Source organism: Lysobacter rhizosphaerae (assembly GCF_054779795.1).
In genome coordinates this window covers 1-14919 of the sequence record NZ_BAAGXO010000002.1, presented here as the reverse complement: position 1 = coordinate 14919, position 14919 = coordinate 1, and the positions used below count along the sequence as shown (strand labels likewise).

16 protein-coding genes are annotated in these 14919 nt (G+C 63.2%); 5 read left to right on the top strand and 11 right to left on the bottom strand.

What is annotated here, in order from left to right:
• Positions 1-370: 370 nt before the first annotated feature.
• From ACYVGE_RS04135 to ACYVGE_RS04125, 3 genes are read left to right on the top strand one after another with little or no spacing between them, the layout of a single operon-like run.
• Positions 371-2773, top strand: coding sequence for a DEAD/DEAH box helicase (locus ACYVGE_RS04135; RefSeq protein ID WP_460727347.1), 2403 nt, complete (start codon positions 371-373; stop codon positions 2771-2773).
• Positions 2770-3642 carry a ribonuclease H-like domain-containing protein gene (locus tag ACYVGE_RS04130; RefSeq protein WP_460727345.1) on the top strand — a complete coding sequence of 291 codons (873 nt, stop codon included), beginning with the start codon at positions 2770-2772 and terminating at the stop codon, positions 3640-3642. Before ACYVGE_RS04135 ends, ACYVGE_RS04130 begins: the two co-directional genes overlap by 4 nt.
• A 24-nt stretch (positions 3643-3666) precedes the next feature.
• Positions 3667-4626, top strand: a complete 960-nt coding sequence (locus ACYVGE_RS04125; protein WP_460727343.1) for an SOS response-associated peptidase family protein — start codon at positions 3667-3669, stop codon at positions 4624-4626.
• Positions 4627-4764: 138 nt separating this feature from the next.
• On the opposite strand, the gene ACYVGE_RS04120 is transcribed toward ACYVGE_RS04125, so the two are convergent.
• The 9 genes from ACYVGE_RS04120 to ACYVGE_RS04080 form a co-directional block, all read right to left on the bottom strand.
• Positions 4765-5082 carry a hypothetical protein gene (locus tag ACYVGE_RS04120; protein WP_460727341.1) on the bottom strand — a complete coding sequence of 106 codons (318 nt, stop codon included), beginning with the start codon at positions 5080-5082 and terminating at the stop codon, positions 4765-4767.
• Between the two features lie 356 nt (positions 5083-5438).
• Positions 5439-5630 (bottom strand): HGGxSTG domain-containing protein, encoded by a 192-nt coding sequence (locus tag ACYVGE_RS04115; protein WP_460727339.1) that lies wholly within the window; start codon positions 5628-5630, stop codon positions 5439-5441.
• A 110-nt stretch (positions 5631-5740) separates the two neighbouring features.
• On the bottom strand, positions 5741-6289 hold the full coding sequence (locus ACYVGE_RS04110; RefSeq protein ID WP_460727337.1) for a hypothetical protein: 549 nt from the start codon (positions 6287-6289) through the stop codon (positions 5741-5743).
• 2 nt (positions 6290-6291) lie between these two features.
• Complete coding sequence (locus ACYVGE_RS04105) at positions 6292-6513, bottom strand: helix-turn-helix transcriptional regulator (RefSeq protein ID WP_460727335.1); 222 nt, start codon at positions 6511-6513, stop codon at positions 6292-6294.
• Positions 6514-6607: 94 nt separating this feature from the next.
• The gene (locus ACYVGE_RS04100; protein WP_460727333.1) at positions 6608-7105 is read right to left on the bottom strand and encodes a hypothetical protein; all 498 of its coding nucleotides are present in this window, start codon (positions 7103-7105) and stop codon (positions 6608-6610) included.
• A gap of 26 nt (positions 7106-7131) precedes the next feature.
• Positions 7132-8367, bottom strand: a complete 1236-nt coding sequence (locus ACYVGE_RS04095; RefSeq protein ID WP_460727331.1) for a tyrosine-type recombinase/integrase — start codon at positions 8365-8367, stop codon at positions 7132-7134.
• A 176-nt stretch (positions 8368-8543) separates the two neighbouring features.
• Positions 8544-10055, bottom strand: coding sequence for an acetyl-CoA hydrolase/transferase family protein (locus tag ACYVGE_RS04090; protein WP_460727329.1), 1512 nt, complete (start codon positions 10053-10055; stop codon positions 8544-8546).
• Between the two features lie 439 nt (positions 10056-10494).
• Positions 10495-10884 carry a DoxX family protein gene (locus ACYVGE_RS04085; RefSeq protein ID WP_460727327.1) on the bottom strand — a complete coding sequence of 130 codons (390 nt, stop codon included), beginning with the start codon at positions 10882-10884 and terminating at the stop codon, positions 10495-10497.
• 17 nt (positions 10885-10901) lie between these two features.
• Positions 10902-11600 (bottom strand): pirin family protein, encoded by a 699-nt coding sequence (locus ACYVGE_RS04080; RefSeq protein ID WP_460727325.1) that lies wholly within the window; start codon positions 11598-11600, stop codon positions 10902-10904.
• A 135-nt stretch (positions 11601-11735) separates the two neighbouring features.
• On the opposite strand from ACYVGE_RS04080, the gene ACYVGE_RS04075 reads away from it, so the two are divergent.
• Both ACYVGE_RS04075 and ACYVGE_RS04070 read left to right on the top strand, forming a co-directional pair.
• Complete coding sequence (locus ACYVGE_RS04075) at positions 11736-12650, top strand: LysR substrate-binding domain-containing protein (RefSeq protein ID WP_460727323.1); 915 nt, start codon at positions 11736-11738, stop codon at positions 12648-12650.
• Positions 12651-12797: 147 nt separating this feature from the next.
• On the top strand, positions 12798-13211 hold the full coding sequence (locus ACYVGE_RS04070) for a hypothetical protein (RefSeq protein WP_460727321.1): 414 nt from the start codon (positions 12798-12800) through the stop codon (positions 13209-13211).
• A 43-nt stretch (positions 13212-13254) separates the two neighbouring features.
• Here ACYVGE_RS04070 and ACYVGE_RS04065 read toward each other — a convergent pair whose 3' ends face one another.
• Both ACYVGE_RS04065 and ACYVGE_RS04060 read right to left on the bottom strand, forming a co-directional pair.
• The gene (locus tag ACYVGE_RS04065) at positions 13255-14553 is read right to left on the bottom strand and encodes an acetyl-CoA C-acetyltransferase (RefSeq protein ID WP_460727319.1); all 1299 of its coding nucleotides are present in this window, start codon (positions 14551-14553) and stop codon (positions 13255-13257) included.
• A 53-nt stretch (positions 14554-14606) separates the two neighbouring features.
• Positions 14607-14919, bottom strand: a 313-nt coding sequence (locus tag ACYVGE_RS04060) for a hypothetical protein (protein ID WP_460727317.1), incomplete at its 5' end; no start/stop codon positions are given.

Genomic DNA, 14919 nt, shown 5'->3' with positions numbered 1-14919 from the left:
ACTGCAGGGTCTGTGTCCGTGGAAGCTTGCGATGGGTCACTGACCGGCCGCACATGCTCTACCTGAAACAGACCTTTGGCGCCTTCTAACTCCACCAGCGCCAGCCCTCCCCATACGAAGGCGGCCCCTGCGGTCCGTACGCTCAGTCGCTCACCCGACTTGTGGACGATCTCAGCGGCCGAGCCTTTCGGGCAGCGCTGATTGAAGAGAATGGCTGCGTCCAGGCAGTTCATGGCATCTACTGGCTTTAATTAGTAATAATACTAATAGCAGCTTGCCACTGACGGCAAGCGGCCGTTGCGGCTGCGCCGGTCTTAGGGATTGAGATGGTCCGCGGATAGAACGTCTACGCCATTCAGCAGGATCCACAATGTCGGCCCTTAGCCTTTTCGCTCCGCCATCGCTGCCTGGTCCATCTGTCGACGGCGGCTTGCTCGCCACGCGATTGGCTGGCAAGCACGCCTCGCTGATCACCGGCCACTTCGTACTGCCGGGTAGGGAAGGGCGCTACGCCGACGTACCTGCAGAACTGCCTGAGCGTCTGGCCGCTGCCCTGCGCGTCCGCGGCGTGACGCAGCTCTACGCCCACCAAGCCGAGGCCTGGGGCGCGGTACAGCGCGGCGGCCATGTGGTGGTGGCGACACCGACGGCCTCGGGAAAATCGCTGTGCTATACGCTGCCGGTCGTTGCGGGGGCGATGACGCGGCAGGCAAAGGCGTTGTACCTGTTCCCAACTAAGGCGCTGGCTCAGGATCAGGTCGCGGAGCTGCTCGAGCTCAACAGGGCCGGCGATCTCGGGTTGCGGCCCGCGACGTTCGACGGCGATACGCCGGGCGACCAGCGTCAGGCGATCCGGCTCAACGGCGACATCGTGGTGAGTAATCCGGACATGCTCCACCAGGGCATCCTGCCTCACCACACCAAGTGGGCGCAGTTCTTCGAAGGGCTGCAATACGTCGTCATCGACGAGATCCACAGCTACCGCGGCGTGTTCGGCTCGCACCTAGCCAATGTGCTGCGGCGGCTGAAGCGGGTGTGCGCGTTCTACGGCGCGTCGCCGCAGTTCATCCTGTGCTCGGCCACCATCGGCAATCCCAAGGACCACGCTGAGGCGCTGCTAGAGGCCGACGTGCACGCGATCACTGACTCGGGCGCGCCCAGCGGCGACAAGCACGTACTGCTGTGGAATCCGCCGGTGGTGAATCCCGACCTCGGGCTGCGAGCGTCGGCGCGCTCGCAGTCCAACCGGATCGCGCGCACCGCGATCAAGGCGGGGCTGAAGACGCTGGTGTTCGCGCAGTCGCGGACGATGGTCGAGGTGCTGACCAAGTACCTCAAGGACGTCTTCGACAGCGACCCGCGCAAGCCGGCTCGGATCCGCGCCTATCGCGGTGGCTACCTGCCGACCGAGCGGCGCGAAGCCGAGCGCGCGATGCGCGCTGGCAGCATCGACGGCATCGTCTCGACCTCGGCGCTGGAGTTGGGCGTCGACATCGGAAGCCTCGATGTCGTGGTGCTCAACGGCTATCCGGGTTCGGTCGCGGCGACGTGGCAGCGTTTCGGCCGAGCCGGGCGGCGGCAACAGGCGTCGGTGGGCGTGCTGGTCGCCAGTTCCGATCCACTCGACCAATACGTGGTGCGGCATCCGGAGTTCTTCTCCGCGGCGACGCCGGAGCACGCACGCATCGCGCCCGACCAGCCGGTGATTCTGCTCGACCACATCCGCTGCGCGGCGTTCGAGCTGCCGTTCCTCAAAGGTGAACGCTTCGGCACGGTCGATCCGGAGGTGTACCTGCAACTGCTGGCCGAGGATGGCGTGGTGCACGCCGAAGGCGAGCGCTGGGAATGGATCGCCGACAGCTATCCGGCCAACGCGGTTAGCCTGCGCTCGGTGGCGGACGGCAACTTTGTCGTGGTCGACCGCACCGACGGGCGCCAAGTGATCATCGCCGAGGTGGATTTCTCCTCCGCACCGTTGATGCTGTACGAGGGCGCGATCCACATGGTGCAGTCCACGCCGTACCAGGTGGAGCGCCTGGACTGGGAAGGGCGCAAGGCATATGTCACGCGCACGCACGTCGACTACTACACCGACGCGATTGACTACACCAAGCTCAAGGTGCTGGAGCGCTTCGACGGGGCCGTCGCCGGCGCCGGTACCTGTCACCACGGCGAAGTGCACGTGGTGCGGCGCGTGGCCGGCTACAAGAAGATCCGCTACTACACCCACGAGAACATCGGCTACGGGCCGGTGAATTTGCCCGATCAGGAGATGCACACAACGTCGTTGTGGTGGCAGTTGCCGCAGCATGAGCTGGATGCACGCTTCGCCTCGCGCCAGGACGCGCTCGATGGCTTCCTCGGCGCGGGCTACGCGCTGCACGTGGTGGCAAAGGTGGCGGTGATGGCCGATGCCGCCGACCTGCAGAAGGCGGTGGGCGGCGGCGATGGCGCATGGTTCGCGACCGCGGACGGACGCGGGCGTGGGCAGTTGCGCGCAACCGACGGGAGTGCGGTCGACGTGGCGATGCACGACCGTTTCGTGCCGACGGTGTACCTCTATGACAACTATCCCGGCGGGGTGGGGCAGAGCGAGCCGTTATGGCGACGCCAGCGCGAACTGGTGGTACGGGCGCGCGAACTGGTGGAACGCTGCGATTGCAAATCCGGATGTCCGGCCTGCGTGGGGCCGGTGCTGGCTGTGCACGAGGACGCGGCGACTTCGCCCAAGGGACTGGCGCTTAGCGTGCTATCGGCACTGGAGGCGGCATGAGCCTCACCCTGGCCAAGCTGCAGCAGTTGAAGCGGCAGGCGGGCGGCTCGGCGCCTGCAACAGTGCCACCGCCGCCGTCTTCTTCTACCTCGATCGATGCGCTGCGGCAGTTGCTGCGCGTACGTGCGCCGGCGGTCACTCGTGTGACCTCTCACGACCGCGCCTTACCAGGCAGCGAAATCGCGCCTGGCCTGTTCCTTCGCGAGGAACGCATATGCGACGACGCCGTGCCGGATCAATTCTGTGGCGCGTTCGATCGCAAGGAAGCGCTGCCTACGGCGAACCTGCTTTGTTTCGATACCGAGACCACGGGCCTCGCTGGCGGAACCGGCACTCGCGCCTTCATGATTGGCGCGGCCGACTGGTTCGAGGGCGGGCTGCGAATCCGCCAGCTAACCATCGCCAACATGGCGGCGGAAGCGTCGATGCTAGACGCCTTCCGCACTTGGCTGGCGCCAGGCACCATCCTCGTCAGCTACAACGGCAAGTGCTACGACGCGCCGCTGCTGGCGACCCGCTACCGCCTCGCACGGCGAGCCAATCCGCTAGCGGGCCTGCTGCACGTCGACCTGCTATATCCCGCGCGCCGGCGCTGGCGGGGCGTGTACGAGAACTGCCGGCTGGCGACAATCGAGCGTCAGGTCCTGCGCGTGCTGCGCGAGGACGACCTGCCCGGTTCCGAGGCGCCCGCGGCATGGCTGTCGTACTTGCGCGGCAGCAGCGCGCACACCCTGCGGCGCGTGCTCGCACATAACCACCAGGATGTGGTGTCGTTGGCGCGATTGCTGCGGCACCTGAGCGCGATGGGCGAAGCCGACACGGCGGCCAGCGTCACGCCCGGCGCGGCCGTCCTCGCTACCATGGCCTGAACGTCGCCGACCGGAGGACGAAACATGTGCTACTCAGCCGAGATCGAAGCGGATTACCACAAGTACGTGCGCCACTTCGGTGCCGATATCGGCATCCGCGAATTCGTGCGCCTGTACTGGGACCGCCGGGAAGGCGCGAAGGTGAAGATTCCCAAGGCTATGGACTCTACGTTCGCCAATCCCGATACGGGGGAGGAACGGCAGATCCTGGAGATGGTGCACGGCTACAACGCCGAACAGGCGGGCAAGCTGGAGCAGGAGCTGTTCAAGCAGAAGAAGCGCCTTGCCGACGCCGAACGCACCCTTCAGACCAAGACCACCAAGGCCGCCACCGAAAGCAAGCGCATTGCCGCCGACAAGATCGAATGGGCGATGGGGAAGCTGAATGATCTACGCCGCACGGAGCTGGTGGGTGAGGATTCGCGCATCTTTCCCGGCTGGTACGCGCCGGTGATGGTCATGGAGCACGGCAAGCGCGTGGTTAAGCCGATGCGCTACCAGTGCCGGCCCGCGGGCAAGCCAGCGCTCAACGACGTGAAGTTCCCGGGAACCTACAACGCGCGCCGTGACAGCCTGGGCAGCTACTGGAAGGACCTATTCGGTCACCACCACGGGGTCGTGGTCGCCAATGCGTTCTACGAGAATGTGAGCCGCCGCGCTATGGAACGCCGCGAGTCGGTGCTGGGCGAGAAGGAGGAGAACGTCATCCTCGAATTTCGGCCCAATACGCACAAGCCGATGCTGGTGGCGTGCCTGTGGTCGCACTGGCAGGGTGCGGGCGAGCCCGACCTGCTGTCGTTCGCCGTGATCACCGACGACCCACCGCCCGAAGTGGCGGCGGCCGGCCATGATCGCTGCATCAGTCCGATCAAGTCCGAGCATGTCGACACCTGGCTCAATCCGGATCCGCGCAACTTGGCCCAGCTCTACACAATTCTCGACGACCGTGAGCGGCCGTACTTCGAACATCGGCTGGCTGCCTGACAAGGTTCCCCGCTGAGAGCTTTTGTGAGTGGGAACTTCGTAGGGGATGCTTCCGGACGGTTTCGCTTTGCCCCGAGAAAATTGGCCTCGAAAGCGTTTTTTAGGCGAAGGAGTGCTCCGCCATTGGGATCAGCGTGCTTATCGACTTCCCTCTGGCCGATGCTTTTGCAGCCACTCCTGAGCGCGAACGCTACCGTTTACCCAATTGCGGTCACCAATCTCCGTCACGAGGTAATTGTCGCCATTGAGCAGGCCAAAACCCATCTGGTTGGCCTCAGTGCCCGACGTGAAGATGTAGGCGACTACGAAGGGAATGTCAGGCTTCGCTCCGGCCTGCATAAACACCATCTGATAGTCACCATCGGAGTGGTGGGCGACGGCCTTGGCGATCGAGGAGTGCTCCGCCTGTGTGCGTGGTACCCAGAAGATCGCCAGGTACTTTCGGGTTTCGCGCATGAGGGCCCCTGATTCGTTGGTGCGGGATTGGCGCGCCTATTGACCACCCTATTTGGCCCCAGATCAAGGGGTGCCCCAGCGACCAGTTCCAGTCTTCGGTTCTGGCTGCGCGTCCATGCGAGGCACCCGGGCGGGAATCGCTGTGGGAGCAGTGGCCTCAAGCGGGGAGTCGCGGCGAAGCCTGCCAGCACAACCCTGGCGACAAAGCGGGAGTTGGTTTGGGAGGGAGGCGTTTCATGGCCGGGCCCTCGACTTCGGCGAATGCCGACAGGGATTCTTCCTGGGATGGGACGTGGTCGAAAACCTGCCTAGCAACTGCCTAGCGAGGACTGCGCCAGCGGAACCGCGGGACGGTTCTACGCAAGGGCCTTGGCCGAGCGAGCTGCACGAACCCTTGGGAGGTTCATCGTTACGAGCGCCTTTCCCTCTCGGGACCTGGGGCCGGTGGAACACCCCCCGTGCCACTTGCAACGTCCACCCTTGAGCCGGCCCTTGGCCTGGCAAGGGGTACCTTTCCGTGTCTGAGCTCCACATTTATTGATGGTCACGGGTTCACCAAAGTCATTCGCGCGCGCCTGCGCGCGAGGAGTTCTATGTGACAACACTGGCTGAAAGAGCAACAGCCGCTGGTAGATCTAAGAAGGCGTACGCCTGTGGTCTAACCGACCCCGCTCAATTGCCCTGGCAAGTACCTACTTGGACCAGTCGAATCAGCAGCGTCGGCTAAGGTGCGGTGGTTAGTACTCGAGTGGTCTAGGTTGGTACCTATATGGACTACAGGTTTTGTTTTTTTCCACAAGTTCAGGGGCGCGTGGGTGGGCGCCACATCGAGTTTTCCATTGCACTCATCGATGGCCCACCAAGTCATGGCATAAAGCGAGCAGCGGTTCTTACCGCCTTGTCGGCTGACAAGCGCGAAGCCGGTTTCGGTGAGTTCCTTCTTGGCGCGATTCAACGTGCCTGGGCTGTTCCAGCCTCTCTCGGACAGAGGTTTCCAGGCGGCGCTGAAATCGCCGTTGTTGTTGCCACGAAACTGACGAGACAGCTCCATCAGGAGTTTCGTCGCTTGCGGGCTGAGGTCTCCAAACTCAGAAGAGTCCAGGACTTCTCGCGGGATGGCGATAAAGGGGAGCGACGTTCGTCCCTTGAATTTGCGCCGCTTTCTTTCCGGTATCCGCTTGCCGGGGGCGGGTGCCAGCGCTCCCATCGTTAGCCACCTCGACGACTGGCGGCAAGCTGCTGCTCCAACCACCAATCGATCTCAGCAGCCACCCAGCCGACTGCCCGAGGGCCCAGATTGATCGGCTTCGGGAACGCGCCCTGGGCTACCTTGAGGTAGATCGTGCTGCGGGAGAGTCCCGTTCGGGCCTCGACCTCCGGGCGGCGAAGGATCGAAATACTAGACGGAACTTGCGGGGGCTTGTTGGCCATGTTGAGCGCTCCTTGGTGCGCTTGGGAACATGGCTACCTCATTGTGTGTCGAGAAAAATTCTTAGCAACGCTAGTGATTTTCTCTGCGCCGGCGTTATCTGCCTTTCCTCGGGCGCTTGGCCGATGCCTTCAGTTTCTTGCGAAGCTCCTCGTACTTTTCGGCCGCGGGACGGAGTTGCTCGGCTTCGGCACTTGCCGCTGCCAGTTCTCGTTCCAACCGGCCGATGGCCTTGAAGAAGGTCATAAACGCTTCCCGGCGCAGATCAATGTCACCCGGAATGACGTCGGGGGTTGGCGTATCCCTGACAGCCAAGCCAGCCTCTAGGTCGACGTCTTGCCTGACAGGGATGGCCCCCAATGCTTTCGGCCACTTCTTTCGTGCCCACGGGATAATTTGAGCCGTTGAGAACACGCCTGCGTCCAATTGCTGTAGCTGGCCATGCTCGACGGCGTATTCCAGTCGTTTCCGCACCTTGTCGACCGCGTTCCGCATGGACTCGCCCGGCTCTTTAACCAGCGGAGCTAAGAGTCTCGCCAGTTCCGCCAGGGAATAACTCTCGGCTGGGAGGATTGATCTGGCTCTGTCAGTCATCTGTCAGCTACGCCCAAGATGGTCGTTTAGCGGGAACGTCGGGAAGCGCGGATCGGAGAGAGTGACGCATTCGCCGAGCGAGGGCTGGCGCAATAGCGGGCCCAGTCACGCATCAGCAGCGCACGTTTTGCGAATAGGTCCGTCCGGCGATAGGCAGCCTCGGTCTTGTCCTGCAGTGAATGGGCCAGGGCCTGTTCCGCCACCTCCCTCGGGTAGGCAGTCATGTCGGCGGCCCAATCTCGGAAGGTGGATCGGAAACCGTGAACCGTCAGCCCAGGCCGCAGAGTCTTGAGCACTTTCAGTAGTGCCGCTGTGGTCATTCCCTTATCCAAGCGCCCGGGAAACACCAATTCGGCCGCGTGCGGCACCGCCTCCAGTAGCTTGACGACCTGAGGCGACAGTGGGATGCGATGCGCCTTCCCAGCTTTCATGCGTTCGCCCGGGATTGTCCAAGTCAGGTTGTCCATATCGAACTCTTCCCACCGGGCGCCGACGACTTCGCCGGGGCGAGTGGCCGTGAGGATCTGGAGTTGGAGGGCGATGGGGGCCATACCAGCCTCCTCCTGCAGCATCTGGAAGAAGTCCGGTGTGTCGGCATAGGGGAGGGCCGCACGGGGCTGGTGGGGTTTCAGCTTGCTGGGAGTGGGCAACAGGTGGTCGAGGTGGCCGCGCCAGCGCGCGGGATTGTCACCGCGGCGGTATTGGCGCGCGGCGGCCCAGTCCAGAACCGCCTCGATCCGCTGACGGAGCCGGGTGGCCGTCTCGGTCTTGCTGGCCCAGATAGGCTCAAGCGCCTGGAGAACGTCGGCGTCGTCGATCTCGGCAACGGGGCGAGGGAGCAGGGCGGCTGCGTAGGTGTCCAGGGTGGCCCGCCATTGGCCTGCGTGTTTCGCGTTTCGCCAAGCGGCCCGATGCGTCTCGATGTAGCGATCGGTGCACTGCCCGAAGGTGACAGCCTGGAGTCGCTGGCGCGCCGTTTCCAGTCGCTGCGCTCGGCGAGTGTCGATTGGGTCGACACCGGACCGGAGTTCTCCTCGTGCAAGTCGCGCTGCTGCACGGGCCTGTTCGAGCGTTACGTCACGGGCGGGGCCCAGGCCACGATCGCGTAGCTTTCCCGTTACGCGGTCACGGTAACGAAACACCCACGAGCGATTGCCTGCCCGCGAGACGTAGAAGTAGAGCCCATCTCCGTCGCTGTAGCGCCCGGGTTCTTTCAGGGCCTTGATCCGCAAGTTCGAGAGCTTGTTGACTGACCGGGCCATGGAATCTGTACCCAACATAGTTCCCTACATTGAGCATCGGATTCTGTCGGTAGTCAATGGATGTCATCGGACGATCCTGCGAGATAATGGCTAAAAGTAAGCCTGTTTTATAGGATCTTCAGGAACGTATCGGATCTCGCTGGAATTGGGTTTGGCGGACACCGCTTCCGCCAATCTCACGCGCGCATCGTGCCGGTTTCGATGAAACGCTGGTGCCATGACAACGCCTCGCCGAGCAGGTGCGGCGTGTGCTTGCCGAAACTGTCGCGCGACGCACGATCGAAATAATCCTGCAGCGCGTCCCGGTAATCCGGGTGTGCGCAATGGGAGATGACCGTCCGCGCGCGTTGCTTGGGTGACAACCCTCGCAGGTCCGCGAGCCCCTGGTCCGTCACCACGACCATGACATCGTGCTCGGTGTGGTCGACATGGCTGACCATCGGCACGATGGTGGAGATTGCACCGCGTTTCGCGGTGCTCGGCGCCATGAACACCGACAGGTATGCGTTCCGCGCGAAATCACCGCTGCCGCCGATGCCGTTCATGACGCGGCTGCCGCACACGTGCGTCGAATTGACGTTGCCGTACAGGTCGGCCTCGATCATGCCGTTCATCGCAATGCACCCCAGGCGACGGATCAGTTCCGGATGGTTGGAGATTTCCTGTGGCCGGAGCACGATGCGCTCGCGGTAACGATCGACGTTGGAGACGAACGCCTCTATTGCCATCGGGCTGAGGGAGAATGCGGTCGCCGACGCCATGCGCAGCACGTCGCGTTCGATCAGGTCGAGCATCGCGTCCTGGATGACCTCCGTGTAGGCGGCGAGATCGTGGAAGCCAGACTCGGCCAGCCCGGCCAGCACCGCGTTCGCGATGTTGCCGACGCCCGACTGCAACGGAAGCAACGAAGGCGTCAGCCGTCCGCGTCGGATCTCATGGCGGAAGAACTCCAGCAGGTGCTCCGCGATCCGTTTCGATGCCGCATCAGGAGGGTCGAAGGGCGTGTTGCGGTCCGGCGCATCGGTCTCGACGACGGCGACGACCTTGTCGGGATCGCAATGCAGCCACGGCTCGCCGATGCGGCTGTCGGGACGAAGGAGCGGGATCGGCTTGCGGTTCGGCGGTAATGCCGTGCCGTAATAGATGTCGTGCATCCCGCGCAACGCAGCGGGCTGCCAATGATTGACTTCCAGGATCACGCGCCCGGCCTGTTCGAGCCACGTCTTGTTGTTGCCGACCGAGGACGAGGGAACGAGATGGCCGTCCTCGTCGATCGCGGTGACTTCGACGACGGCTACGTCGATCGGACCGAAGTAGCCGAACCACGTGTATTGGGCGACATGGCTCAAGTGGAGGTCGATGTACTCCAGTTCGCCCGCATTGATGCGATCGCGCAACACGGGGTCCGACTGGTACGGCAGGCGCAGCTCGATGCCTTCCGCGCGCGCGAGCGCGCCGTCGAGTTCCGGTGCGGTCGACGCGCCGGTGAGCACCTTGATGCGGAATTCCTCGCCGCGATCGTGGGCCGCATGCACGCGGGAGGCCAATGCACCCGGCACGGCCTTCGGATAGCCCGCCCCGGTGAATCCGCTCATCGCCACGTTCATGCCATGGCCGATCAGCGCTGCCGCCGCGTCCGCATCCATGCGCTTTGCGCGCAGTCGCGGGTCCTGGATTCGATCGGCCATCGGAAGTCCTCCTAGTACCGGTGCTCCCGCGCCGCCAGTTCTTCGCGGCACGCCATGCTGAATTCACGCAGTGGAATCATCGCAACAGGAACCATGATCTGAGCTCCTGGATGGGACACAGAGCGACGCTCAACTCTCGATGAACGCAAGAAAATCTGCGTTGATCACGTCGGTACTGCATTGGTGGCAGGAGAAAGGCTGGGACCTCTGAGGACGGCCTGGAATCCTACAAACGGGTGCAACGTCCGCTACGAAGATGTGTCGCTCAGGCGCACCGGGCCTCGAGTGCTGCCGCCAAGCAGCGCGTGCCACGATTGTGCCGGCGATGCGGTGACGCATCCGTGAGTCGAATCTCACCGCTCCGCCAAATTATTGAGTCAGTCACTTGCGCGCCGCCCTGTCGGCTGCATCATGCGCAGCCGGGCAGGGCGGGTGAAACTCAGGCCTTGGCTGTGTCGCGCGAACGGTCGACCAGCAGGAGCATGCCGCCGAAGATCGCCAGGTTCTTCAGGAACTGGGTGAGCTGGTCCTGGAAGCTGGCGGCATCCGCGCTCCAGAACGCATGAAACACCAGGGTGACGGGAACCAGGAACAGGGCGAGCACCAGGGCGGCCAGGCGAGTGTGGCGTCCCATGATCAGCAGCAGGCCGGCGCCGACTTCAATGGCGATGGTCAGCACGAGCAGCGGCTTTGCGAAGGGCAGGCCAGAACTGGCCATCCAGCCGGCCACGCCGGCGAAGCTGAAGATCTTGCTCAGGCCCAGGATGAAAAAGATGGCGCCAAGCGAGACGCGCGCCACCGGGTAACGGATCTTGTCGAGGATGTTCATTGGTGTCTCCGGAATAGTCAGGGAAGATCGAAAAGGAGGACTTCGGCGTCCGAGCCCTGATCGAGGGTGATGCGTTGCTCCTGCTCGATCTTCAGGGCGTCACCGGCACGCAGTTCCACGCCGTTGACCTTGAGGGTGCCGCGGGCCACGTGGACATAGCCTCGGCGGTTCGGTGCGAGTGTGTGTTCGACGTGCTCATCGCCATCGAGCAGCGTCGCGAACAGGAACGCGTCCTGGTTCATCCGCAACGACCCGTCGCGACCATCCGGGGAAACGACCAGCCGCAGTTGCCCGCGCTTGGAAGACGGGTCGAAATGTTTTTCTTCGTACCCCGATTGGAGGCCGCCCTTTTCCGGCATCACCCAGATCTGCAGGAAATGCACGCGCTCGGTCGGCGAGTGGTTGAACTCGCTGTGGCGCACGCCAGTCCCGGCACTCATCCGCTGGACATCGCCGTAACGCAGTACCGAACCGTTTCCCATGCTGTCGCGGTGTTCCAGGGCTCCGTCCAGCACGTAGGAAATGATCTCCATGTCCTGGTGGCCGTGCGTGCCGAAGCCTTGTCCGCCCTGGACTTTGTCCTCGTTGATCACGCGCAGGGGCCCAAAGCCCATGTGGCGGGGATCGCGATACTCGGCGAACGAAAACGTGTGCCTGGAGCTCAGCCAGCCGTGCTCGGCGCGGCCGCGCTCTTCGCTCTTACGGACCTGCATCATGTTGTGCTCCAATCGCTATGTGCGAATAATTCGAAAGTTCGCCGAATGGCTTGATATCGGCTTGGTGCACAGTATGTGGACGGCATTTGCGAATGAAAAGCGAGTAGATTGCCGTCCTATGATCGAGAAAATCGAATGCTTAGATTGAGCCTGGACGCCCTGGAGATCCTCGATGCCATCGACCGGCGCGGTTCTTTTGCCGCGGCGGCCAAGGAGCTTCACAAGGTCCCCTCGACGATTTCCTACACGGTTGCCAAGCTGGAAGACGACCTGGGCGTCCAGGTTTTCGAGCGGCTGGGCCCGCGTGTCGCGCTGACGACGGCAGGGCAGGAACTCCTCAAGGAAGGGCGCTATCTCCTCAAGGCCGCGCGGGACCTGGAGCTGCGCGTGCGCCGCGTGGCTTCGGGCTGGGAGACCGAGTTCTCGATCGGCATGGACTCGGTGTTCTCGCCTCTGGCACTGGAGGCGGACATCCGGGATTTCTATGCCGTCGCCGACAGCACGCGCCTGCGCATAGCGCTCGACCAACTGACAGGGACATGGGAAGCGCTCATGGAGCGTCGCGTCGACCTGCTGATCGGCGCCACGGGCGATGGCCCGTCCGGTGGTGGCTATGTTTCGGAGGTGATGGGAACGATCGAATTCGTGTTTGCCGTCGCACCGTCACATCCGCTTGCGGATCGCGATCGGCCGTTGGGCAAGGCGGAGCTGCATGAGCACCGGGCTATTGCTGTGGCCGATTCCGCACGCAAGCTGTTGCCGCGAACCGTCGGCCTGCTGTTTGGACAGGACACGCTGACCGTGCCCGACATGCGCACCAAGCTCGCCTTGCAGATATCGGGATTGGGCTTCGGATTCTTGCCCGAACCAGTGGCGCGTGGCGCCATCCGTGCCGGATTGCTGGTCGAGAAGCAGGTGGAGGAGCCGCGCGCCGCCGAGACGGTCCGTCTGGCTTGGCGCAGTGGCGAAGAGGGCGCGGCTCTTGCGTGGTGGATAGATCGCATGAGCGGGCAGGGCACGCTTGGTCGACTGATTGAGTCGCTGCAATGACAAGGTTTCCTGCACGGATCCAGTAGCGGCCAACCTGGCAGGGAGTGCTGCAGTTACGGCAGCATGGCGATTCAGGATCGAAGTTCCTGATTGCGCAGAGTCATTTGAAAGACGTCTGCTGAAAGACGTCTGTCGTAATTGAACGGCATGCTCCTGCAAGTCGTCTCTCGAGCCGCTTCGATGCCGTACGTGGTTGATCTGTTGCCCGGCCCACGTGTCATTCGCGTGGTCTTCGACGGGGAGGTTTCGCTTCAGGACAGGAGCGGCGCTCTTGCGAATCTGATCGAACTCCAGACTGAGTCATCGTTCCGGAACGTGCTCGTGGATCTGACGAAGGCTTCCTTGATCGATGCCTCGAATTCGGAGACGCTCGAGTACGCCGTGCGCCTGGCCCGCGAGCCTATCGTGCGGCACGTGCATATCGCCTATGTCGGCGACCCCGCGCTCGGAACGAGTGTGGAATGCGTGGCGGCAATTCGAGGCTACTTCTATCGGCGATTTCGCTCGCAGGCCTCGGCGCTGCTCTGGTTCAGCGCTGATCGTTCGAGACGCGCGGCCTGACTTCCACAAGGCCGGTGCGCTCCGTTGATGCTCTGGCGAGCACTCATGCCTCCACGATGGCGGTGGCGCCAAGGCCGCCTGCGGCACAAACAGAGACAAGAGCCCGCGCCGGCTTTCCGGTCTGGATGCGATGCAGCATCAGCTGTTTGGCCACGCTGCCCAGGATTCGGGCACCGGTCGCCGCAAAGGGGTGCCCAAGCCCTACCGAGCCTCCCCGCACGTTGAGCTTGCTCCGATCGATGCTGCCAAGCGCGTGCGGCAGTCCGAGTCGTTCGCGGCAGTAATCCGGGTCTTCCCATGCCTTCATCGTGCACAGCACCTGGCCTGCGAAGGCCTCATGGATTTCGTAGTAGTCGAAGTCCTGCAGGCTCAGTCCATTGCGCTTGAGCAAGCGCGGCACGGCATAAGCCGGTGCCATCAGAAGTCCTTCCGCGTGCGGACCGGCGTAGTCAACGGCTGCGGTTTCCGCATCGACCACCCACGCCTGCGGGCGTATGCCATGCAGATCGGCCCATTCGGCTGAGGCGAGAAGGATCGCAGCGGCGCCATCGGTAAGCGGTGTGGAATTTCCCGCTGTGAGGCTGCCATGGCCGCTGGTCTTGTCGTAGGCCGGCTTGAGCCTGGAGAGCTTTTCCATCGAAGTGTCGACACGCAGGTTGTTGTCGCGCTGCAGGCCCTGAAACGGAACCACCAGGTCGTCGTAGAAACCTTCTTCATAGGCGGCGATGCCGTTGCGGTGACTGGCCAGCGCCAGTTCGTCCTGTGCTTCCCGGGTGATGCCCCACTGCTTGACCATCAACTCGCAGTGCTCGCCCATTGACAGGCCAGTACGGCGCTCATTCACGTTAGGCACGGACGGCCGGAACATCGAAGGCCGAAAGCCAGCGAGAACGCGCAGGCGCTCGCTAGTTGTCTTCGCACGATTCAGGGCGAGGACCAGTTGGCGATAGCTTTCGCTGAGTGCCACAGGCGCATCGGAGGACGAGTCGACGCCACCTGCGATACCGACTTCGATTTGTCCCATGCCGATCTTGTTGCCGACCAGGATGGCCGTCTCGATCGATGTCGCGCAGGCTTGCTGCACGTCATAGGCGGGGGTCTGGGGTGCCAGTTGGCTGGCCAGGACGGCTTCACGCGTCAGATTGAAATCGCGCGTGTGCTTGAGGACGGCGCCGGCTGCGACTTCGCCAAGCCGTTGGTCCTGCAGGTTGAAGCGCTCCACGACGGCGTCGATGGTGGCCGTCAGCATCTCCAGGTTGGACGCATGCGTATATGCGGTGTTCTGGCGGGCGAAGGGAATGCGCTGGCCACCGAGGATGGCTATGGGGCGACGTGAGTTCATTGGCAGGCACTAATCGAAGTGGCAGGGACCGGCGGGGTTGAGTCACCGCGTGATCATGGATGCTTGCCGAACCGTGCCTTCAAGGCAGCGGCGATGGCCTTCTCCTTGCCGTTGCGGGCAAGGTCCGTGATGTCTTGTCCATCCTTCAACGGGTGCTTGCTGAGGTACTGGTTCAAGGCGTCGGCAGCGGCCTTCTCGCCGCCGGCATTCTTGAGCTGTTCCTTCACGGCGTCGGCAACGGCCTTTTCGCCGCCGGCATTATTGAGCTGTTCTTTCAACGCATCGGCGATGGCCTTCTCGTTGCCGCCGCGCGTAAGGGCGGCGATCTCGGGCCGGCTTTCCAGCAGCTTCTGGACGTCCTTCAAG